Below are 21013 nucleotides of genomic sequence, written 5' to 3'. Positions count from 1 at the left end.
CGGAACTTCATGCCGGAACGGAGACACTGATTACCATGAGCAACACCAACGGTGAACCTTCCAGCGCGAAACAGGAAGAAGCGCGTCAACTGAAATCGGTTCAGTCTCGCCTCGAGCGCGCGCTTAAAGAGGCCGATGACCGCCTTCAGGCTTATCAGGAAGACATCCAGTCGCAGAAGGAATACCTCTGGAACAACCGTGACGAGATGGACCACATCGAGAAGATTGCGTCGAGGGACTCCATCCAGCAGGCGGTGACCACCGGCGAATTCGTTTACGACCAGCGCAAGCGGATGCTCAAACTGCGGCAGTCGCCCTATTTCGGGCGCTTCGACTTTCAGGCAGAAGATGAACGCCAGGCCCGGCCCGTCTACATCGGTGTGCACCATTTCTACGATGAGTTCGACAAGGAACACGTGGTGTTCGACTGGCGCGCACCCATCGCCTCGATGTTCTACGATTACGAGACCGGCCCGGCCAGGTTCGAAGCGCCGGACGGCACAGTCAGCGGTGATATCCAGCTGAAACGCCAGTTCCGCATCCGTAATGGCCAGATTGAGCTGATGATCGACAGTGCCGTAAACGTGGTGGACGACGTGCTGCAGGACGAGCTCGGCCGCGCCACAGACGATGGCATGAAGAACATCGTGGCTACCATCCAGCGGGACCAGAACGCAATTATCCGTAATGACCAGGCCAAGACCCTGATCATTCAGGGTGTGGCCGGCTCCGGTAAAACCTCCATTGCGCTGCACCGCATCGCGTTTTTACTGTACCGCTTCAAAGACACACTGACTTCCGAAGACATCCTTATCATCTCGCCCAACCGTGTATTTGCGGATTACATCTCCAACGTTCTGCCGGAACTGGGCGAAGAAACCGTCAATGAAATTGGCATGGAAACCCTGGCCAAGGAGCTGCTGAAGGACCAGTACCAGTTCCAGACCTTTTTTGAACAGACTGCGGAGATTCTTGAAAAGAACGACGATGAGGTCAAACGCCGGCTGCGCTACAAGGCCAGCCCGGACTTTCTGAAGCAACTCGGGCGGTATGCCGACGAAGTGGAGAAAAACCGCTTTGTCACCGAAGACCTGTGGATTGCCCGCCGCCTGGTGCCTGGCTGGCTTCTGGAAGAGACTTTCCGCAAGCACCGCAACCTGGATACCACGGCCCGGATAAATCAGGTGGCCAGGGAGATGGAGCAGAAGATTGGCATCCAGTACAACTACGATTTGATGCCCGAGCAACGAAAGGAATTGAAGGCTGCGATCAAGGGCATGGTCAAACAATCCACGCTCCGGGAAACCTACAAGCGTTTCTTCGAGTGGGCGGGGCAGCCAGAGATGTTCAGGCCTGCCAAAGGCAGCAAACTGGAATACGCTGATGTGTTCCCTCTGATCTACCTGAAAATGCGGCTTGAGGGCATCCGTTCACCCTATCGCAACGTGAAGCACTTGCTGATCGATGAGATGCAGGATTACACGCCGGTACAGTACGCGGTAATGGCCCGCCTGTTTTCCTGCAAGAAAACCATCCTTGGCGATGCCTACCAGTCGGTAAACCCCTACAGCTCGTCGGCGACCGACGATATCCGCACGGCGTTTCGGGATGCGACCTGCGTGACCCTGAACAAGAGTTATCGCTCCAGCTACGAGATTGCCCGCTTTGCCCAGCGCATTTCCCCGAACCCGGATCTGGAAATCATCGAGCGCCACGGCGAGGAACCGGAAGTGCTCAGCTTCGGTTCCCGCAAAAAGGAAATCGATACCATCAAGGCCCGGATTGCAGAGTTTGAGAACTCCCGCTTTAACACCCTGGGTATTATCTGCAAGACCCAGAAGCAGGCCCGGCGAATGCATAAAGCACTGGAAGGCGAAAGCGAAAGGTTACAACTGCTCAGTGAAGACAGCCAGAGCTTTGCACCGGGCGTGATCGTCTGCACGGCTCACCTGGCCAAAGGCCTGGAGTTTGATCACGTTATACTGCCGGAGGTTACCGAAGCCAACTACTACACTGACATGGACCGGAACCTGCTCTATGTGGGGTGTACCCGGGCCATGCACCAGCTCACCCTGACAACGGTCGGGAAGGCTACGGCTTTTGTGGCGCCGGGGTGATCCGGTTGCCATTATCTTCCTGGTCTGTATAATTCCGCTCGCCTTATTGCCGGAATCACCGGCAGGTGTCTTCCAAAAACAACAAGCCTGTCCCCTTTCTCGGTTTTTTTGGTTTCACCGCACTTTTCCATGTGCTCTGCACACGGCCCCGTTCGTTGCCCCCAGCTACTCGCCAGAAACGATACTCCCGCCTGTCCGGTCTTATCTTTTTCTGTACTTCATCGTTTTTCACTAACTGAAATACTGGAGACAGACTCAGTGCTTAAATACGCAATTCTCTCGGTGTCGCTGATCACCGTGATGGCAGGGGCCATGATAGCCCCCGCCGTGGCGTCTATCGCCGCCGCTTTCCCGGAGGCAACGCCTCTGCAGATTAACGTTCTGACTTCCCTGCACGCCGGTATGGTTGTGCCATTTGCTTTCGTTTCCGGCTACCTGGTCCGTTACTACTCCAAGAAAAGAATTTTGCTTGTCTCCCTGGTGCTCTACCTGATTGGTGGTGTTGGCGGAGCATTGTCCCCGGATATCTGGTTCATGCTGGCGACCCGTGCCGTGCTGGGCATCTCCGTGGGCCTGATGATTCCGATTTCCATCACCCTGATTTCCGATAACTACGTGGGCGAAGAGCGTACCGCAACCCTCGGGCTGCAAAGTGCTGCCACCAATCTGGGTGGTATCATTGCTATTGTGGTTTCCGGCTTCCTGGCAACTCAGGGCTGGCAGTATTCATTCATGTCCTACGGCATGGGTGCCATCATCTTCTTTATCGTTTTGTTCCTGATTCCAAACAAGAAGCCGGCGCCCTATGTAAAAGAGTCCGTCAACAACCGTCTTGACCCCAGGGTATGGTTGCTGGCGTTCTACATGGTGCTCACGTTCGTAGTGTTTTTTGGCATCCCCTCCAACATGGCGCTGTTCCTGAAAGAGCTGGATGTAACCAATACCATCACCAATGGCATCATCATCGCAACCTGTTCGGTGGGTGGTTTCCTGGGCGGTTTGAGCCTGGCGTTTTTCCGGCGCAAATTCAAAAGCTTCTTTGTGCCGTTTCAGGTCAGTTTTATGGCCATTGGCTTCGTGTTGATTGCCTTTGTCCACGAATCGCTGTTCAGCCTCGGGCTGGGTGTACTGATCCTCGGTTTCGGCTATGGCAGCACCGTACCGGTGATTTTTGACAGCGCAACCCGCATTACCACCGGTACCGCAACCTCAACTGCAACTGCGCTGCTGGTCAGTGCCATTTATACCGGGCAGTTCCTGTCTCCGGTGCTACTCGGTTTTGTATCCCGCACCTTTGGCGACGGCACAGTCTACTTCTCCTACACCATGATGGCGGTGGCACTGGTATTCGTGGCTGCCATGCTGTTGTCAGAGCGCTTCCTGCACTTTACTGGCATCAAAGGATGGCTGACCCGCAGTAACACCAAGCGCCTGATTACCGAGATCAGTGATCAGCAGACCGACCTGAAAGACTCCATCGATTCGCTGGCTAAAAGGCTGGACTCACTGCAACAACCTGGCCTTCCGCAAGACGATGACCAGGTGGCAAAGCTAAGCCGCGTGGTAGAGGAACTGAACGCACGTATTGAGTCCCTGACGGACCAGCGTGGCCACCAATCCGGTCACTCAGGAACCTGAGCCGGGACGAGGAGATTATTATGAACAATCAGGTAATTGCCTGTTTTGACGGTTCAGACTACGCACAGGCGGTGGCAGACGCCGCAAGCTGGACCAGCAAAACACTGGGCGCGCCGCTTACTCTGTTGCATGTAATGGAAGCCGCGGAAGATAACCAGCAGCAAGACGCACCGAGCAAATCCGACAGCATGCTGACCCGCTTGTCCGCGCTTGACCAACAGCGTGTGGCGCTGAACCGGGAACGGGGAGAACTGCTGCTTGACTTTGCAGCCGGAGAAGCCAGCAACGCCGGTGTGCCCGACGCCCGTCGCAAGCTTGTACGTGGAAACCTGATGGAGACACTGGCCGGTTTGCAGGACGACTTGCGGGTACTGGTGGTCGGGAAGCGGGGCGAGTCCGCCACTGAGGAAAGCCTTGGCAGCCATCTGGAACAGATGATCCGCACCAATCCGCGCCCGACCCTTATTGTAGGCCGCGAGTTCACAGCGCCGACAAAAGCTTTATTGGCCTTTGATGGCAGTGACACCATGGTGCGAGCCATCAACACCATCGCCAGCAGCCCCATGTTCCATCATCTGGAATGCCATGTTGTGCTGGTGGGAGCGGAAACCGATGAGCACAGGGAGCAGCTTACCTGGGCCGAAACCACGCTGGAAAATGCCAACGTCGATGTAAAAACCCATCTGGCAGCGGAAACCTTCGTGGACGCTACTCTCACTGCTTACGCCAAGGAAAACGACATCGACCTGATGGTCATGGGTGCTTACGGTCACTCCCGCTTGCGGCACATGCTGGTAGGCAGCACCACCTCCACGCTGCTGAAACATACGCGATTGACGCTGCTCGTGCTTCGTTAGGAACCGCTGACTGAATCAGTGGTTCTATTATTTGCTGTCCTGTGCTGGTGCCTTCAATGCTCGCGATATCCAGCTCTGGCAGTGGGTATTGGCAAATAACGGTGTGGAGGGCTTATATCCGCGGGAGTGGATATTGACGAGCATCAAAATCCGAGTAGCCTGAATGGTCAATACTGAACCGCTTAAATCCACCCAATCACAGAGATTGTCTTTATGTCGCTGGAAAAACACGACCTTATTCACGAGTTTCCCGAATCAAAAGAAGCCATTCATCAGCTGAAAACGAGCAACAACCATTTCGCAAAGCTTTTTGAGGAATACCACGAGGTAGATCATTCCGTTCACCATTTCGAAGGGGGCGCAGAGAACACCTCTGACGAGCACCTGGAGGACCTCAAGAAACAGCGCCTCAATCTCAAAGATCAATTGTCTGGCATGATTCGCGAGTACGAATCCTCAACTGCGAAATAGAGGCAACCGGCACGAATCCCTGAGCCGGCCGCATCGCGAATAACTTCCGGGCCCCACGCTTTTTTGTTTAGGAGCGGGGGCCCCGGAAGCCCTTCCCCACCAGGTACACTTCCCGGGATCGCGCCCGTGAAGAGTCTGGTTTGCGTATCACCACCTTGTCGAAGGACTCACGCGCAGCTTTGACATACTCGTCATAGCCTTCGCCGTGGAATACCTTGGCCACAAAACTGCCTTTCGGTTTCAGTACCTCGCAGGCCATGTCCAGTGCCAGTTCCACCAGGTACATGGATGCAGCCTGATCCGCCACATTCACTCCGCTGATGTTCGGTGCCATGTCGGAGATAACCACGTCTGCACGGGCGCCTTCCAGGGTGTTCATGATTTCGTCATACACCGTTTGTTCGGTGAAATCCCCCTGGATAAATTCAACCCCGGCGATGGGGTCCATGGGCAGGATATCCGAAGCCACCACACGCCCCTTGTGGCCAACCAGTTTGGCAGCCACCTGGGACCAGCCCCCCGGTGCAGATCCCAGATCCACCACCAGCATGTTGGGCTGGATCAGGCGATCCTTGTCGTTAATCCCCAACAGCTTGTAACTGGCGCGGGAGCGATAGCCATCCAGCTGCGCCTGTTTCACAAAGGGATCGTTGACGTGCTCTTCAAGCCAGCGGTTACTGCTTTTGGAACGGGCCATGGGGTTGCCTTCTGTTCACTGAGGGAAAAAGCGCATTGTACGCCGCCCCATACCCCCCCCGCAAAAGCAGCCTCTCGCCTGACAAGCCTCCTGTGCAGCAGTACAATGGGCACACTTTTAAAACCGCAAACCGTCCGGCCATGAGCCGGCGGCCAGGAAGCATCATGATTCGCGTTACCGAACTGGCGTTACCCCTTGATCACCCGGAGGAAGCCCTGCGAGCGGCTATTCTGCAGCGCCTGCAGCTCCGTGATGCGGAACTGCTGCACTTCACCGTGTTCAAGCGCAGCTACGATGCCCGCAAAAAGAACAGCGAGATCAAGTTCGTCTACATAATTGACCTGGCCGTTCAGGATGAAGCAGCGGTGCTGGAACGGTTTGCCGATGACACCCATATTCGTCCAGCACCGGACACGGCCTACTACCCGGTTGCCCAGGCCCCTGCCGGGCTGACGGAGCGCCCGATCGTTGTGGGGCTGGGGCCCTGCGGATTGTTTGCGGCCCTGCTGCTGGCACAGATGGGATTTCGACCCATTGTGCTGGAACGAGGTAAGGATGTTCGCCGCCGCACCAAAGACACCTGGGCCCTATGGCGCAAAAAGCGGTTATCACCGGAATCCAACGTCCAGTTCGGCGAAGGCGGTGCCGGCCTGTTCTCCGACGGCAAGCTCTATAGCCAGATCAAGGACCCGAAATTCTACGGTCGCAAGGTCATGGCGGAATTCGTCAAAGCGGGCGCACCGGAAGAAATTCTGTTTGTCAGCAAGCCCCACATCGGCACCTTTCGCCTGACGGGTGTGGTCTCTCGCATGCGCGAGGAAATCATCAGCCTGGGAGGCGAAATCCGTTTCGAGCAGAAGGTTACCGACCTGCTGACAGACAATGGCCGGGTTCAGGGTGTGGAGCTGGCCAGTGGTGAAAGGCTGATGAGCCGTTATGTCGTGATGGCGCTGGGCCACAGCGCACGGGAAACCTTTCGTATGCTGCACCATCGAGGTGTTTTCCTTGAGGCCAAACCCTTTGCCATCGGTTTCCGTGTCGAGCACCCGCAGAGCCTGATCGACCATGCCCGGCTGGGTAACTACGCCGGCCACCCCGCGCTGGGTGCGGCCGACTACAAGCTGGTACATCACGCCAGCAACGGCCGCGCGGTATACAGCTTCTGCATGTGCCCGGGCGGTACCGTGGTGGCTGCAACCTCCGAGCCGGGGCGGGTGGTCACCAACGGCATGAGCCAGTATTCCCGCAACGAACGTAATGCCAACTCCGGCATTGTCGTAAGCATCCACCCTGAGCAGGATTACCCCGGCGACGCCCTCGCAGGGGTGGAACTGCAAGAGCAGCTGGAAGCCACAGCCTATGTTCTGGGTGGCAGCGACTACTGTGCGCCTGCGCAGCTGGTGGGGGATTTCATTGCCGGCAAACCCTCGGAAAAACTGGGCAAAGTAGAACCCTCTTATCAGCCCGGCATTCGCCTGGGCGATCTTGCGTCTGCTTTGCCTGACTACGCCATTGAAGCTATCCGCGAAGCCCTGCCGGCGTTCGGGCGACAGATCCGGGGCTTTGACCGGGCGGATGCGCTGCTTACCGGCGTGGAAACCCGCACCTCGTCCCCGGTGCGCCTGACCCGCGACCGCGAGAGCCTGCAAAGCCTGAATACCCGAGGCCTGTATCCCGCCGGGGAAGGTGCCGGATACGCCGGCGGCATATTGTCAGCCGGGGTGGACGGCATCAAGGTTGCGGAGGCCGTCGCTAAAGCTATATTGGCGGACATCGAAGCCGCATCGGCAACTCAGGCGAGCACCACACAGTGAAGCTGGACGACATCAGGAAGCTTCACCAGAAAAAATACCGCCAGGCACTGGGAAAGTTCCTGGTGGAGGGAGAACACCTGGTGCTGGAACTGGAAAAGGCCGCTGCCGGCAATCCGCACTGGCAGCAGGCGGAACTGTTCGTCACCAGTGCCTATGAAAACTGGCCCGGCCCCTGGCCGCAACATCTGGTCAGCGATCGCCAGATGGTTCAACTGGCCGACACCAAAACCCCACAAGGCATACTCGCACTTGTGCCACTGCCTTCGACTGCCGGTGACGCCTCCGCAGAAGGGGAAAAAGCCGTATACCTGCATGAGGTTCAGGACCCAGGCAACCTCGGCACCATTCTGCGCACCCTGGCCTGGTTCGGCGGCTTTCGCTGCCTGCTAAGCCCCGGCAGTGTTGATCCCTACAACCCGAAAGTGGTGCGTTCCAGCATGGGGGCGATCTTCCATGTACCCGTGGAGACCGAGGTAAGTCTGGATACACTAACGGGCCGTTACCCTCGCATTGCCTGCCTGGATATCGGTGGCGATACCATTACCAGCCCCGATTTCCAGCATCATGACTGCTACCTCTTCGGCAACGAAGCCCGTGGCGTACCCACCGGGGCGCTGACGAGGCTTGGTGCCCACCGGTTCACGATCCCCGGTGCTGCCGCCATTGAATCCCTGAACCTGGCATCTGCCGTTAATATGGCGGTGTATGAACTGAATCGGGAAAAGAATCAATAAGAACCCCCGCCTACAGAGCACCGTGACTTCGATCCCAAAACCATTTGACGACAAAGGCATGGGGAACGGTCAGCGCCGCCAACCCCCAGAACATCACTCTCACCGCTTCAACCAGCAGACTGGAAGCGGGATTCCAGACGACAACAGCACCCCATGTAGCCAGCGCGAGCCCGATAGCGATTATCGTTGCAGGAGCGGAATTTTTCACCAGAAAGCCAACCACCTGTCTAATGTCGGTTTTAACAAGCTGATTGTCTGCAACAGCCAGAAAATGGCGAACACTGTGAATGAGACAGAAATAAAAGGTAAACGCCAGCAAGGGTGGCAATAAAAACACAACCGCGCCGACTAGCACGAGCTCGGCCAATACCCGGAGCCCGATATAGCGGTGGTGACGAGCAACCAGAAATCCGAATCCGGCCAACCATAGTGCCGCCGCGATCGGGCCAGCCACCGTCAGTGCCGGCAGAACCTCACCAGCCTCACGGCCTATCAGCCACGCAAACAGCTCACTGGTCTGTTGGGGATGCCCCAGAACCGGACCCAGCAAAGGCAGACTGCCACTCAGCCAGAGCAAAACAGCATTACCTGACGGGCTGAGATAGGCCAGATCGGTAAATCCGAAATGCCAGATCGACAATGCCAGAAATACGACAAGCGCCCATACCGGAAAAAACCAGATCAGGCTGATAAACGCCAGGGATGCGCAGATATACAGAATAAAAGCCAGGGCCAGGGCGCGGGGGCGCTCAGCCACGAGTTGCCTCAGAATGAGCGGGTCAGCGCCGCCGTGGGACAAGCCGAACAAGGCTACCGGTAAAAGGATGATCCAGAACTGTTGCTCCAGGGACATGTGGGGCAGCGTGATGGCAACCATTACAGCGATTAGCGATGTGGCAAGCACAAACCACTGATGCCAGGTCCCCCGGGAGCTTCGATAGAGATTACCGCCAACTGTTTCAGATCGATCGAGGGTCATAACACCGTCGCCCGCAAAAAAGGCCCCGTTGGCAAGGCTTTTGCCACCGACACTGCGTCCCGCCAGCCTGGTTGATCACTCATAAATCGCGCCATCTGCTCAGCGGTGGTGGCGGCAAAAAGATCCAGAAACCAGTCAGGCGCCGCCTCAGGATGTTGTCGCAGCGCTCTGAGAAAAACCCTGTCCATCCAGTCCAGCCAATGCGTGCGAGCCTGCAGCGGTTGCAAATGCCAACGCCCGCTGGCTGTGGCATCAAGAATCTGACGAGCCAATTCAGCACTGCTGCGCTGGCAGGTGGCAAAGTGATAGCCCGTTGCTGCACGCATCCAACCGGCGCCAACGCCTGCCTTGATCACCCGTCCAGGATCTCGGGACCGGGTGATCGGAAACATCGGCAGTGCGGCGGATTCTAATCGCTTCACCGTATAGTCTCCGATGTTCTGCTCATCGAGCCAGGCGTCCAGACGGGCGCGACAGTCCGGCAGTTCCACGCCCGGATGGAATTCGGTCCACTCCACGAGCATGTTATCCGCATCCAGGGGCAGAAGGTACACGAAACAGACGTGCCTCTCGCAGGGCTGAAAATCCATCAGCCTGGCCATGTGTTCATCATAGCCGTGTCCTGGACGATGGATCTCGTATCCGGTAAACACTTGCCAAAAGCCCAGGGACTGATTCAAACAAGACGACTCCGGCGGGCGTGTGTCGATAACCGCTCGGGTTCGCCACTGTCCGGCTGTCGTTGATACCAGAACGCTGTCGGCAGACTCTTTGGCTTCCAGCACAGTGACCCCTTGCCGCAGGCTGAACGCATGGCAGGACTCAATACAGGCCAACGCGTGCCGGTATACCTCGCCAGCCGGCAACATTGCATAAGGTGTCTGGTTGCTCGATTGCGATACAATGCGCGCGCCCTTGCTCACCTGCCAGTGAGGCCACCGATGGGTGATCAATTCTCGAAACGGATGAGACTCTCTGTCCCAGAAACACCAGGTGCGGTCATTGTGGTATTCAATGCGTGGTTCCAGCAGGCATACCCTGGGCAACGTCTGGTTTGTTTGCCTGGACAAGTCCAGTAGCCAACAGGCCAGGCTCAGGCCGGTCAGTCCCGCGCCAATGATCACCAGATCACAATCGAATTCTTGCTCGGTGGCCATCGGTCAGAACCGTTGTTGGCAATGGATAAGGCAGGTACTCAGGCCACGGTGCAGGCTGGAATCGTGGTCAATCTGACGGTGATTCGTAGACCCACTCATCAGCCGCGCCAGTGCTTTCACGGTAACCCACAGTTTGAGCCCGCGACTCACCACACTGCGGCGCTGCCAGTAAACCTGCTCGCCCTGCCGCAGAATCTGCCTGCCAATTTCCCGGTAGACCTGTGCAGCAACTGCTATGGCGAGCCGGGCGCGAATCGGCAGAAAGACCAGGCCTTGCCACCCGCTGCTGTAGTAGCTCTCTGCGAGTGTGAGCAACTCGCACACGCCCCACCAGGCCTGATGCCGGGACTCTGTATCGCGTGCTACAAGGGCTGCCGGTTCAAGGGGGCCGGCAGCGCCATCAGACGGCAGATAAACCCGGCCCAGTTGCGCATCTTCAAGAACATCCCTCGCAATGTTCGTCAGTTGCATGGCAATGCCAAGATCGATCGCATGGGGCAAGGCCCGGTTTCGCTCACGCGCTCCCAGCAGGCAGGTCATCATGACGCCGACGGTGCCAGCTACACCATAGGCGTACTGCAGCAGTTCACGATGGCTGGATACGCGCACCGGTTGTAGATCCTGCTGTACCGTCCCAATCATGTCCCGCAGGGCCCCCAGGGCCAATGGCTCCTTTGACAGCAGTTGCTGGGCCTGCCGGTAAACAGCCCTCAGATCTCCTTGCGGCGGACAATGCTCTGCCAGTGCCCGGTCCAGTTTCGATAGGGTCAGCCGGGCCAACGCCTTATCCGAATCCGTCAGTGCGTCATCTGCAAGGTCATCAATGCCGCGACAAAGGCTATAGAGGCTGGCAGCACTCGACAACTGCTCGCCACTGAGCAACTGCCCGGCCCAATAAAAACTGCGGCCATGACGGCGAAGTACCTCCGTGCTTAGTACTCCCTGTTCCGGATCCACAGTCGACAACTTCATTTGGCACCGCTCATCTGGACATCATCAGGCTCGTTAAAGGACACGTTCGTCGCAGTAAAGGCCCGATCTACCAGCCTTTCCACCACGCCGGCGGAGCAGACCACACCGGGCACACCGGCACCCGGATGAACCCCTGCCCCGACGAAGAAAAGATTCGGATAGCGGGGGGACTGGTTATGGAATCGCAATCCCGCAGACTGGGTCAGTGTGGGGGCGATGGAAAATCCACTGCCATAAGGGCTGTTGAGCTCGCTCTCGAAATAGACCGGCGAAATGCTGCGCTTTGCACGCACCTGTTGCGGCAGGTCCGGCATCAGTCGCCGGGCAAGAATTTCGATAATTCGTTGTTCCAGAATCGGCGCCAGCTGCTCCCAGTTCTGGTTGCCCTGAAGATTCGGCACAGGCGCCAGAACGTAGAAAGCGTCCCCGGTGTCCGGCGCCATGGAAGGATCTGTTGCACCCGGGCGATGCAAATAAAGACTCAAATCATCCGGCACTTCGTGCTGATCGAAAATCCGGGTGAGAATCTCCCGGAAGGTTTCTCCGAATACGATGGTGTGATGCTCAATCTCCGGGTATGTCCGTTGGGTGGTAAAGTAGAGGACAAACAGCCCCATGGATTGTTTGAGGCGCCCCCGATGGCTATCAGCCAGTTGCTGCAGAGGCGTCCGGGCGATCCAGTTGTCGTAGACGTATAGCGGGTCAGCGTTACTGACCAGCAGATCGGCATCAAACCGGTCCCCCTGTTCAGTCAGGGCGGCACTTACTTTTAATCCTGTCATTTCCAGACGATTCACGGACTGCCCGGTAAACAGACGCCCGCCATGGCGTTCAAACAGCTTGGCCAGCGCATCAATCAGAGCTCCGGTGCCACCCTGGACGTACCAGACGCCGCCTTTGCGTTCCAGAGCATGAATAAGCGCATAGAGCGACGAGGTGCGGAATGGATTGCCGCCCACCAGCAACGAGGGCACCGAGAACGCTTTCCTCAAACGCTCATCCTGGAAAAAGCGTGATACAAATTGATAGATGCTTCTGTCTGCCCGCAGACGAACCAGGTCCGGCAACACCTCCAGCATGTCGGTAACCCGCGTAAAGGGCCGTGTTGCCAGTTCCACAAACCCTCTTTCGTACATGGCTTCCGCTGCCTCCAGAAAATTCTGGTAGTGAATACCTTCCCCCGGCGACAGCCGTTCGATTTCCGAAACGATGGCCTCGGTGGTATCGCCATAATCAAAATGGCTGCCATCGACAAATTCCATGCGGTAGAAAGGTGTCACAGGCAGCAGGGTTACGTGGTCCTCCAGTTTTTCTCCGAACCGCTCGAACAACTCCGAGAACAGAAAAGGCGCCGTGATAACCGTTGGGCCAGCGTCAAACTTATGGCCGTCAAGCTCAAAGGTGCGCGCCCGGCCGCCCAGATCCGGATGCTTTTCCAAAAGGTCGACCGCGTAGCCGCGGGAAAGTAGGCGAAGTGCCACGGCAAGGCCGCCAAAGCCGGCGCCGACCACCAAAGCCTGAAGCTTCGAGTTACCCTGCGACAACGCGTTCATAAGCGTCGGGCTCTTCGGTTGATTGGTTACTAAGGCGATGTGCCAGTGCCCTTTGCTCCAGTTTCGATAACAACGGACCGATGGTGGGCTCGAGAGAATTTGTCGCAATGCCTTCCAGTTGCTCCAGCAAGCGCCTGCCCCTTTTGAGAGAAGCAATGGCATGCTGAGTCGCCCTTTCTATTCGCCCTTCAGCATGACTGTTTCCACCATGCCGATGGTGGTGCCATGCATGGAAAGCATGCAGCGACTGACGGTTGGCGTCCAGATCATCCAGATCGTCAATGATCTGATAGGCCAGGCCAATGGTGGAGGCGAACTCCCGAATGCAGGTCTGGGTGTCATGGTCGGCCCCCCCTGCAGCTGCACCTGTTATCAGTGGCAACTCGATGAGAGGTGCCGTTTTCGCTGTGGTGGCCTCAAGGTAGGCACGTAATGTGGGTAACGATTGACTCCCTGAATGGGCAATTTCCACACTCTGGCCGACGATAATTCGGCCAGCCATGGAGGCGGTATGCTGGCTGAGTAGCCTGGACTCGCGTGGGTCGTCCAGATCTGCCGCAACACCGAACGCGGCGCAAAGCAGTAGATCGCCTGTACAGAGCGCTATGCCATCCCCGTACTGCTTCCAGACGCTGGGCGCCCCTCGCCGGATCGCATCCCTGTCAAGCAGGTCATCGTGAACCAGGGATGCGTTATGAATAAATTCGCAGGCAGCCGCTGCTGCTACGCGATAATTTTTCGAGCTGCCAAAAGCTCTGCCACTGGCCAGTGCCAGACAAGCCCTCAATAAGCTTCCACCTGTTTTCAGCTGGTAATTGCCGGCAGAATTCGCAGGCCCGGGCATCAGGCGGTTCAGGTAATCGGCCATGAGATCTTGAACAAGCGCGAGCTCTCGCACCTGACTCAGGTCGCCATGGCTCACTGATCCACAAGAGGTTGTCATTGTTGGATTCCTCTTTGCCGATTTCGCTGCAGATGGATGCCGTCCCTGGCCATCATAACCACTACCTAACCCGCGCAAGCAACTGCGCGAACTGTAAAGCGGCTATACACTCATCCTGATGTGCCATCCATCGCGAAAAGTACCCACGGACCTCAGGACTTCGCAGAGGCCTTGGTGCCTTCGACTTTGTAGCCCTCAGCTTCCGACTTGCGCATCGCAATGGTGAATATCACCAGACCGAATACTGCTTTCGCCACGATGTCTGCAATGGTGTAACCCACTTCGACCGCGACAATAGCGGATCCGCCAGTGATGCCAAGCAGTGGCAGCAAATAGACGATCGGGTAAAACGCCCAGGAGGCAATAACCAGATACGTCGCATAGTGGATCAACTGCTTCACGCTTTCAGGCTGCTTTGAGATGGACTCTTTGAGACCCACAACCAGCTGGAAGAGAATGTAGATGAACGGAATCATCGACAGAACCCAGAATCCGAAACGTGCACCGCCACCCTCTGCTACTTCACCCGGGTAACCCAGCACAATCATCAGCGCGGCTGCGCCACCCAGTTTGACAGCCCTGTTCCAGGTTTCCTCCTGACTAAGCTTCATGACCAGAATAAGCTCGACCAGCAGTAGCGGCACCGTCAGCAGCCAGTCCACATAGCGGTAGGCCTGATTGAACGGCTCGCCGGTTGCAGCAAGCTCGCCGCCCGCCACGTCCACTGCCTTGTCCCAAGACAGCATGATCTGCAGGTAGTGATAGGCCGCAATAGCCGTTACCAAACCAGTAATGGTTATTGCCATCCGATAACCAGGCGCTACCGACGAGCGCATAAGCCATAAGAAGAGAGTCGTCGAAGCCATAACGGCCAGACCGAAGGAAAAGGCATTACCGATAAAGCTGTACTGATCCAACGATAGAGTTTCGATATTTAGCATTGTTATCGTCCTTTAAGCTCTGAAATCAGATCACGAGGTGGCGGCCAGGCTTCGAGTCGAAACCTCAGCAAACACCAGCGCATGTGGTCACAGCTCGATGGCCATCAAGTGTTAACGGTTAGTAATACGCAGAGCAGATGGAGCTGGATTCGGGACAGATTTAAATTGTTTGAAATTCAGTCAGCGCCAAAACGAAGTCAATCCAAAATCCTGTAGAGCACATAAATAACTACTGCTAATCGCATCGCCCACTCGGAGCAACAACTATGAAGCGGAACCGCGAGAGAATTGTGTCCTTCGACAACGAACCACTGATCCTGGTTGATGAGGACGACAATGTACTGGGGTATGAATCCAAGTTGACGTGCCACCAAGGTCGTGGCCGCCTGCACAGAGCGTTTTCGATATTCGTTTTTAACCGACGTAATGAGCTGCTTCTGCAACAACGCAGCTCGCAAAAGCTCCTATGGCCGCTCTTTTGGTCAAACAGCTGCTGCAGCCACCCTCGTCAGGGCGAGAGCGATATGCAATCTGCACAACGACGCCTGCAGGAAGAACTGTCGATCAACGTACGGCTCGAATTTGTCTATCGATTCCGTTATCACGCATCATTCGGCGACATCGGAGCGGAGCATGAATTATGCTCGGTCTATATCGCACGTTCGGACGGACCGGTTGAGGTCAACGATAACGAGATTGCCAGTTGGTGTTACATGGCACCTGAAACCCTGGATCTGGAGCTGGCAAAAAACCCGGAGCACTACACCCCATGGCTCAAGATGGAATGGCCCCGATTAAGAAAGGAATTCTGGCCCCGGCTGGAAGCGCTATGAATCAATGCATGGATAATATGCTTCCATGTGTCAAAAAGTTAAAACGGAACCCGCATTGTTTCCGAGCTGCTATCCGGCATACCGATCATTTCGTCGGTGCCGGTAGGCGGAATCACTTCAACTGCCTCCACTTGAAAATCGTGAAAGTACTCACGAACTGCGCATGCACCGGAAAACAGAACTGGCTTATCGTCGGAACCGGTAAGCACATAACCCTGGCCTTGCAGGTAAAACCGCGCCATATAATAGCGCCCCTCCATTGATACTATCTCCAGCAGAGCGATCGGGTCGTGTTTGTGAGTTTTCAATTCTCCAGTGGCCATATGCATAGCCAATCTCCCAATGATTTATTGTGGTAACAAAAATACGCATGCCGACCACAATCAGGTCAAATAACGAGCAGTTAAACGACCCCTGCGAAGTGAAAGGGCCACGATGATTGGCCGGATGCTATTACATTTCGTTACGCTCACCGATTAACCTGATCACCAGCGGCACTCGTATCGATCACTCAAGTGTTGGCACTGTCGGCCGATATATAACAACGCCGTATCGCGCTATTGAAGAAGCTCCCCCTTCAGGTTTGCGGTAACCAGCGCACCAGGTCTATCCAACAAAGGGTTTACACGTCATGCTTTTTCTCTTGTCCCGCTTGTTTCCGAAGTCCAGGCAGGCTCATGCCCTGGAGCACGCACCCTATGCGATCGTGTCCATTAACGAGCGTGGTGTAGTCACATTTTTTAATGTCGCAGCAGAGGAGTTGTGGGGATACTCGCGAGACAGCGTTATTGGCCAACCGTGCACAAGGCTGTTCAGAATGGCCGATCTCGATTCCGTGAGCGGAGACAAAGGGCGGTCGATTGAAGCGAAGCTGACCCATTCAGACGGCCGGGTATTCTGGGCCGAGCTTTCTGTATCACTCGGTCAGAACAAAACCTCGCAGCAACGAACGGTCTTCGTGCGTGATATTGCCAAAGAACGCTATGCCCGCGAGATGATGAACCAGACCCTCGAACAGGCGATGGACGCGGTTGTATCGATTGATGAAAACAACAATGTCACCTTTTTCAATAAAGCCGCTGAGACGGTCTGGGGTTATGACCGCTCGGAGGTGCTGGGCAACAATGTGAAGATGCTGGTACCCAAGGACATCCAGTCCCGGCATGATGGTTTTATCAGCCGTAACCGCGAGACCGGTGAAAACCGGATTGTTGGCAGCTATAAAGAGCTCAATTTTCAGCGCAAAGATGGCAACTGGCTCTGGGGCCAGGCTGCGATCAGTAAAATCGAATTCGACGGGCGCATTACCTACACCGCGTTTATCAAAGACGTTACCGAGGAAGTGGAAAAACGGGAAAAAATGCAGATGCTGTCACTGGTCGCTGACCAGGCTAACAGCGGCATCATCATTACGGATGCAAACGGCAAGATCGAGTACATCAATGCCGGTTTCGAAAAACTCACCGGCTACAGTCTTGAAGATGCCCGTGGACAGAAACCCGGCCCCATGCTGCAGGGAAAGGAGACCGACCCGGAAACGATCAAAGACATCCGCTATCATCTGGATCGCCAGGAACCCTTTTACACCGAAATCCTCAACTACCATAAAAACGGTACGCCGTACTGGGTGTCGCTTTCCATCGCGCCTGTCTTCGATGAGCGGGGTCGCGTCGAGCGCTTTATTTCAGTAGAAGCAGACATTACCCAAAGCAAGCAGGAAACAGTCGACTTCACCAGGCGCCTGACAGCCATTGAGCGCTCCATGATCACCATGGAGTTCAACCCGGATGGCAGTTTTCTGTCTGCCAACCAGCTGATTCAGGATAAATATGACGGCAACGACAAGGTTGCTCAAATTGCCAGGGCGCTCTGGTCGAAGCTAACACCAGACAATATCAGCACTTTGCGCAGCAAGAATGAGTTCAGTGGTCGGGATTCAGTGGAACTGGCTGGCATGCCTCCACTGGCACTGGACTACCAGATAGTGGCACTGAAGCATTTCAGTGGCGAGGTCCGCCGTTATGTACTTTTTGGCATCGATATCACCGACCGGCACCTGGCTCTCAATGAAACCCAGGAAGCCATGAAGTCTGTGCTCCAGGTCAGCGGTAAAATCAGCGGCATACTGTCAACCATCAACACGATCGCTGACCAGACCAATCTGCTGGCACTGAACGCTGCCATAGAGGCGGCCCGCGCTGGGGAAGCGGGCCGTGGTTTTGCGGTGGTGGCCGATGAAGTCCGAACGCTGGCAAGGAAGTCCAGTGTCTCCGCTGGTGAAATCGACAAACTGGTGGCGGAGACCAATCAGCGGGTTGAAGCCCTGGCCGCTTCCCTTGCCAGGATTGACGGGTGAGTGCCAGGAGGGCGGGGCGTGAAGTCAGGTCATCCGCACCCTAAACCGCTCCATAGGCCACAATCTCCACCAGCATCTCGGGCCGGGCAAAACCGGAGACAATAATCGCAGCACGATTGGGATAGGGTTCGCTGACGTACTCAGCGTAAACCCGGTTAACGGTCGCAAGGTGCTCTCGGTCGGTGACGTAGATCAGCGCCTGTGTCAGGCCTGCCATGCCGGGTCCGGCACAGTTCAACGTGTGCTTAAGGTTGGCCATGGTCTGCCTGGCCTGTGCCTCTATGCCACCGTCGACCACCTGGCCACTGGCGTCAATGGGAATCTGGGCGGTAAAAAGGATACCGTTGGCCGTAACGGCCCATTCGAGAGGCGCTTTTGATTTCGGCAACTCAGTTGCAATGGGACTAATAACAGGTGTCGCTATAACAGGTGTTGCCATTATCCGTTCCTCTCCGGTCAGTCATCATCGCTTTTACCAGCCCCTGCGCCGCCGCGGGAGGCCTCGGAGGCTTCCACCAGCAACCGGTCGGCCAGGGATTTAAGGGTTTTCCATAGCTGGTCGTCTACTTCCAGGCCTTCGACCAGGGCCCGGTCTCGCTGATTTTCCAGCTCTTCCTCGGTCTGCCGCATCAGGTTGGTCAGGGCATAGTCCGAACGCAGGCTTGGCAACAGGTCAACGTGGTTGGCCATAATCAGGGTGATACCATCGTTTTTTTCGACGTCGTCCGGAACATCTTCCAGGCTGTAAACACAGATCTCCGGCACCGGATGACCGGCCTTGAAGCCAACCACCTGCTCTATTAAAGGTTCGTGGGAGTTACGCCAGAAGGCGGTGACATTCATGCCCCGTCGGGCCAACCGGGAAAGATAGCCAATCACCAACACCCGGTTGTGACAGCGACGGATCTTGGTAATGGATAACCCCCGCGCCCGGGCTCTGGCATAACCCAGTTCCACCGCCAGGCTGGCATTGCCCAGAATGCTGTGGTTGTGGGCGTCCAGCACACTGAAATCGGCGTCCTGATAAACCAGGGTCGGAGTGTCGGCAGGATCTTCGGTCAGCAGATAGGCCAGCCCTTTCTTGAGTGCCGCCACACCACCAAGGCCGTGGGCTTCCATCCAGGCGACCATTTCTGCCGCGTCAATGGCATCGCCCTCGGCGAAACCGATACCGATGAAGGCCTTGCGGCCCATGCCCTGCAGTTCGTTAAATGAAACTTTCATAAAGAATCCGAATCCGGCTCTACCGGGAAACTCCAGTCATCCAGTGCCGCCAGCCGCGCCATATCGGCGCCGTGATCACTGAACAGTTCACGGAACAGCGGCGCCCCCTGAAACAGGGTTACCCGCACCCAACGGTCAGACTTGGGATCGAACCGGCTGGCACCAAAAAACGATAGTTTGGTGCGCAGCAGATGCATAGGCTTCATATCCCGATGCCAGAGATTGGCCTGAATCTCACCATAGGGGGTGGCGCCCATGGTCTGGATGCGCCGCACGCATTCCTTCTGACCCGGGTGCGCCATCAGAAATTCCACCACCGATCCCCGGGGGCTGCGGTCCAGAAAGGCATCCAGCAATTGGTAAGTTCGGTAAATCCGTGGCCCGATGGCCAATGGCAATTCTTTTTCGGCTCCGGGTTCCTCTGCGCGCACCCCGAGCCTTGGCTCTTCCTTTTCCACCGAGCGATACCAAAACCAGTATTTGTGGTCGGGATTTTTGGGGTCGTAATCCAGCGCCCAGGCAAACCGGTTTTCAATCATCTGCTTCAGGGCTGTCGCTTTCATTTCCGGCTGCAATTCCAGTATTTCCTCACACGCCAACTCGTCCTCGGCGGCATCAATCACATCCGGATAGAGTTCGATCAGCAGAGTGTTAATCAGCTCCTGCGCCTCCAGGGAGCAGTTGTCGTCGGCCCAGTTCAGAAGCTCATCCCATAAAGCGGGGCTCGCTTGCATCTGGTCCAGCCAGACAATAACTGCCGCAATTGAAGTCACCGTGGCCGCATTTCGCCGAGTTTGCTCGGCGTCCTCGGTCACCGTTTCCACAAAATGCTGGTGGGCGCGGCGCAACAGCGTCATCAGATGAAGCCGCGATGCTTCCGTGGGGGGCTGTTCACGAGCCCAGGCCAGCGCCCGTTCGCGACAGTACACCCATTGCTGGATCAACTGCGGATGGTTAATCAGAAACGGCGCCATGCCTAGGCCAGTGGAGTTACCAATACCCAGATAGCGTTGCAGCGCCGGGGCCAGACCCACCGCCTGGTCCGGAGCCCGACACCGGGCCAGGTGTTCCACCTGATGAATGGAGAAGTGCCGCAGCAGATAAACCGCAAACATCTGCGCCGAAAACGGCCGGTTAAAATCCGGATTTTTCTGCAGACGGGCATAGTCGGCGATGCCGAACTTGCCGTTGCCGTAGACCGCAGTGGTGCGATACAGGTAGCCCACGCGGGTCAACCAGGCCGGGTCAGGCTGGCGCCCCTCTGCCAGGGCTTCGACAAAATATCCGAAATTGCGCAGGCTTTTATTGGCCCGGGACAACACCAGCAACCTGGGGTTCTGGCGCCCGGCTTCCTGCAATGGCACGTTGGATTCCATCTGCTCCAGCAGAATATCGTCTACCGGCCCCTCAACCAGGGCAAAGGTGACGTCCCAGGCTTCGGCAATCACTCTGTCAGAGCGTTGTTCCGGGTCCAGATGCCGGGAAAACACCACACCATGATAGATATGGTGCGGCGTCTCAAGACGATAGATCACCACGCCATGGCCCTGATCGTCCAGATCATTTCGAACGGTGCTTACCGTCCAGTCTTCCCGCGCCATCTGGCGCACCAGGCTGCGGGAGAAACTCAGACGGCTGGCATGCAGGCTACCCAGCCGCACCAGGTTCATCACCCTGGCGGCGGGTCGCAGTTTCAGCTCAGTGTTTATATTCAGTTGGGTAGCCAT

General features: G+C 56.4%; 19 protein-coding genes. 8 read left to right on the top strand and 11 right to left on the bottom strand.

What is annotated here, in order from left to right; all coding sequences use genetic code 11:
• Window positions 1–35 precede the first annotated feature (35 nt).
• The 4 genes from M8010_RS16235 (at window position 36) to M8010_RS16220 (ending at window position 5083) form a co-directional block, all read left to right on the top strand.
• Window positions 36–2117, top strand: coding sequence for a HelD family protein (locus tag M8010_RS16235; RefSeq protein WP_250093713.1), 2082 nt, complete (start codon window positions 36–38; stop codon window positions 2115–2117).
• Window positions 2118–2375: 258 nt separating this feature from the next.
• Entirely contained in the window at window positions 2376–3755 is a 1380-nt protein-coding gene (locus M8010_RS16230; RefSeq protein ID WP_250093711.1) for an MFS transporter, read from the top strand.
• A gap of 20 nt (window positions 3756–3775) precedes the next feature.
• Complete coding sequence (locus M8010_RS16225; protein WP_250093709.1) at window positions 3776–4612, top strand: universal stress protein; 837 nt, start codon at window positions 3776–3778, stop codon at window positions 4610–4612.
• A 213-nt stretch (window positions 4613–4825) separates the two neighbouring features.
• A complete protein-coding gene (locus M8010_RS16220) occupies window positions 4826–5083 on the top strand; it encodes an HP1242/YdcH family protein (protein WP_250093708.1) in 258 nt (85 codons plus the stop codon).
• Between the two features lie 67 nt (window positions 5084–5150).
• On the opposite strand, the gene rlmE is transcribed toward M8010_RS16220, so the two are convergent.
• A complete protein-coding gene (gene rlmE, locus M8010_RS16215; protein WP_250093706.1) occupies window positions 5151–5780 on the bottom strand; it encodes a 23S rRNA (uridine(2552)-2'-O)-methyltransferase RlmE in 630 nt (209 codons plus the stop codon).
• Between the two features lie 164 nt (window positions 5781–5944).
• Here rlmE and M8010_RS16210 point away from each other — a divergent pair, with 164 nt between their 5' ends.
• Together M8010_RS16210 and M8010_RS16205 are read left to right on the top strand one after the other, a co-directional pair.
• Window positions 5945–7594, top strand: a complete 1650-nt coding sequence (locus tag M8010_RS16210) for an NAD(P)/FAD-dependent oxidoreductase (protein WP_250093704.1) — start codon at window positions 5945–5947, stop codon at window positions 7592–7594.
• Window positions 7591–8328, top strand: a complete 738-nt coding sequence (locus M8010_RS16205; protein WP_250093702.1) for a TrmH family RNA methyltransferase — start codon at window positions 7591–7593, stop codon at window positions 8326–8328. Before M8010_RS16210 ends, M8010_RS16205 begins: the two co-directional genes overlap by 4 nt.
• 10 nt (window positions 8329–8338) lie before the next feature.
• On the opposite strand, the gene M8010_RS16200 is transcribed toward M8010_RS16205, so the two are convergent.
• The 6 genes from M8010_RS16200 to M8010_RS16175 form a co-directional block, all read right to left on the bottom strand.
• Window positions 8339–9307, bottom strand: coding sequence for a Brp/Blh family beta-carotene 15,15'-dioxygenase (locus tag M8010_RS16200; protein WP_250093700.1), 969 nt, complete (start codon window positions 9305–9307; stop codon window positions 8339–8341).
• Window positions 9304–10464, bottom strand: a complete 1161-nt coding sequence (locus M8010_RS16195) for a lycopene cyclase family protein (protein WP_250093698.1) — start codon at window positions 10462–10464, stop codon at window positions 9304–9306. Before M8010_RS16195 ends, M8010_RS16200 begins: the two co-directional genes overlap by 4 nt.
• Window positions 10465–10467: 3 nt before the next feature.
• Window positions 10468–11436, bottom strand: coding sequence for a phytoene/squalene synthase family protein (locus M8010_RS16190; protein WP_250093696.1), 969 nt, complete (start codon window positions 11434–11436; stop codon window positions 10468–10470).
• Window positions 11433–12989 (bottom strand): phytoene desaturase family protein, encoded by a 1557-nt coding sequence (crtI, locus tag M8010_RS16185; protein ID WP_250093694.1) that lies wholly within the window; start codon window positions 12987–12989, stop codon window positions 11433–11435. The genes M8010_RS16190 and crtI overlap by 4 nt, the downstream gene beginning before the upstream one ends.
• Window positions 12967–13932: a polyprenyl synthetase family protein gene (locus tag M8010_RS16180; RefSeq protein ID WP_250093692.1), complete on the bottom strand. Its 966-nt coding sequence runs from the start codon at window positions 13930–13932 to the stop codon at window positions 12967–12969. Before M8010_RS16180 ends, crtI begins: the two co-directional genes overlap by 23 nt.
• Before the next feature lie 152 nt (window positions 13933–14084).
• Window positions 14085–14873 (bottom strand): bacteriorhodopsin-like, encoded by a 789-nt coding sequence (locus M8010_RS16175; protein WP_250093690.1) that lies wholly within the window; start codon window positions 14871–14873, stop codon window positions 14085–14087.
• Window positions 14874–15139: 266 nt separating this feature from the next.
• Here M8010_RS16175 and idi point away from each other — a divergent pair, with 266 nt between their 5' ends.
• Window positions 15140–15706, top strand: coding sequence for an isopentenyl-diphosphate delta-isomerase (gene idi / locus M8010_RS16170; RefSeq protein WP_250093688.1), 567 nt, complete (start codon window positions 15140–15142; stop codon window positions 15704–15706).
• 38 nt (window positions 15707–15744) lie between these two features.
• Here idi and M8010_RS16165 read toward each other — a convergent pair whose 3' ends face one another.
• The gene (locus M8010_RS16165; RefSeq protein ID WP_250093687.1) at window positions 15745–16035 is read right to left on the bottom strand and encodes a DUF6482 family protein; all 291 of its coding nucleotides are present in this window, start codon (window positions 16033–16035) and stop codon (window positions 15745–15747) included.
• Window positions 16036–16337: 302 nt separating this feature from the next.
• Between M8010_RS16165 and M8010_RS19965 the strand changes: the two genes are divergently transcribed.
• Entirely contained in the window at window positions 16338–18062 is a 1725-nt protein-coding gene (locus M8010_RS19965; protein WP_284048169.1) for a PAS domain S-box protein, read from the top strand.
• A 40-nt stretch (window positions 18063–18102) separates the two neighbouring features.
• Here the strand turns inward: M8010_RS19965 and M8010_RS16150 are convergent, their stop codons facing one another.
• The 3 genes from M8010_RS16150 to M8010_RS16140 are packed head-to-tail and all read right to left on the bottom strand — an operon-like array spanning window position 18103 to window position 21013.
• Window positions 18103–18501, bottom strand: a complete 399-nt coding sequence (locus M8010_RS16150) for a RidA family protein (protein WP_250093685.1) — start codon at window positions 18499–18501, stop codon at window positions 18103–18105.
• Between the two features lie 17 nt (window positions 18502–18518).
• On the bottom strand, window positions 18519–19286 hold the full coding sequence (locus M8010_RS16145; RefSeq protein ID WP_250093684.1) for a DUF3726 domain-containing protein: 768 nt from the start codon (window positions 19284–19286) through the stop codon (window positions 18519–18521).
• Entirely contained in the window at window positions 19283–21013 is a 1731-nt protein-coding gene (locus M8010_RS16140) for a hypothetical protein (RefSeq protein WP_250093682.1), read from the bottom strand. Before M8010_RS16140 ends, M8010_RS16145 begins: the two co-directional genes overlap by 4 nt.

It is taken from the genome of Marinobacter sp. ATCH36 (assembly GCF_023555055.1).
Lineage (GTDB): Bacteria > Pseudomonadota > Gammaproteobacteria > Pseudomonadales > Oleiphilaceae > Marinobacter.
This window is presented reverse-complemented; position numbering and strand designations above follow the sequence as displayed.

Coding starts and splice junctions, on each gene's coding strand:
- M8010_RS16235 (WP_250093713.1), top strand. CDS start 36: ATGAGCAACACCAACGGTGAACCTTCCAGCGCGAAACAGGAAGAAGCG.
- M8010_RS16225 (WP_250093709.1), top strand. CDS start 3,776: ATGAACAATCAGGTAATTGCCTGTTTTGACGGTTCAGACTACGCACAG.
- M8010_RS16220 (WP_250093708.1), top strand. CDS start 4,826: ATGTCGCTGGAAAAACACGACCTTATTCACGAGTTTCCCGAATCAAAA.
- rlmE (WP_250093706.1), bottom strand. CDS start 5,780: ATGGCCCGTTCCAAAAGCAGTAACCGCTGGCTTGAAGAGCACGTCAAC.
- M8010_RS16210 (WP_250093704.1), top strand. CDS start 5,945: ATGATTCGCGTTACCGAACTGGCGTTACCCCTTGATCACCCGGAGGAA.
- M8010_RS16200 (WP_250093700.1), bottom strand. CDS start 9,307: ATGACCCTCGATCGATCTGAAACAGTTGGCGGTAATCTCTATCGAAGC.
- M8010_RS16195 (WP_250093698.1), bottom strand. CDS start 10,464: ATGGCCACCGAGCAAGAATTCGATTGTGATCTGGTGATCATTGGCGCG.
- M8010_RS16190 (WP_250093696.1), bottom strand. CDS start 11,436: ATGAAGTTGTCGACTGTGGATCCGGAACAGGGAGTACTAAGCACGGAG.
- crtI (WP_250093694.1), bottom strand. CDS start 12,989: ATGAACGCGTTGTCGCAGGGTAACTCGAAGCTTCAGGCTTTGGTGGTC.
- M8010_RS16180 (WP_250093692.1), bottom strand. CDS start 13,932: ATGACAACCTCTTGTGGATCAGTGAGCCATGGCGACCTGAGTCAGGTG.
- M8010_RS16175 (WP_250093690.1), bottom strand. CDS start 14,873: ATGCTAAATATCGAAACTCTATCGTTGGATCAGTACAGCTTTATCGGT.
- idi (WP_250093688.1), top strand. CDS start 15,140: ATGAAGCGGAACCGCGAGAGAATTGTGTCCTTCGACAACGAACCACTG.
- M8010_RS16165 (WP_250093687.1), bottom strand. CDS start 16,035: ATGCATATGGCCACTGGAGAATTGAAAACTCACAAACACGACCCGATC.
- M8010_RS19965 (WP_284048169.1), top strand. CDS start 16,338: ATGCTTTTTCTCTTGTCCCGCTTGTTTCCGAAGTCCAGGCAGGCTCAT.
- M8010_RS16150 (WP_250093685.1), bottom strand. CDS start 18,501: ATGGCAACACCTGTTATAGCGACACCTGTTATTAGTCCCATTGCAACT.
- M8010_RS16145 (WP_250093684.1), bottom strand. CDS start 19,286: ATGAAAGTTTCATTTAACGAACTGCAGGGCATGGGCCGCAAGGCCTTC.
- M8010_RS16140 (WP_250093682.1), bottom strand. CDS start 21,013: ATGGCTACCCAACTGAATATAAACACTGAGCTGAAACTGCGACCCGCC.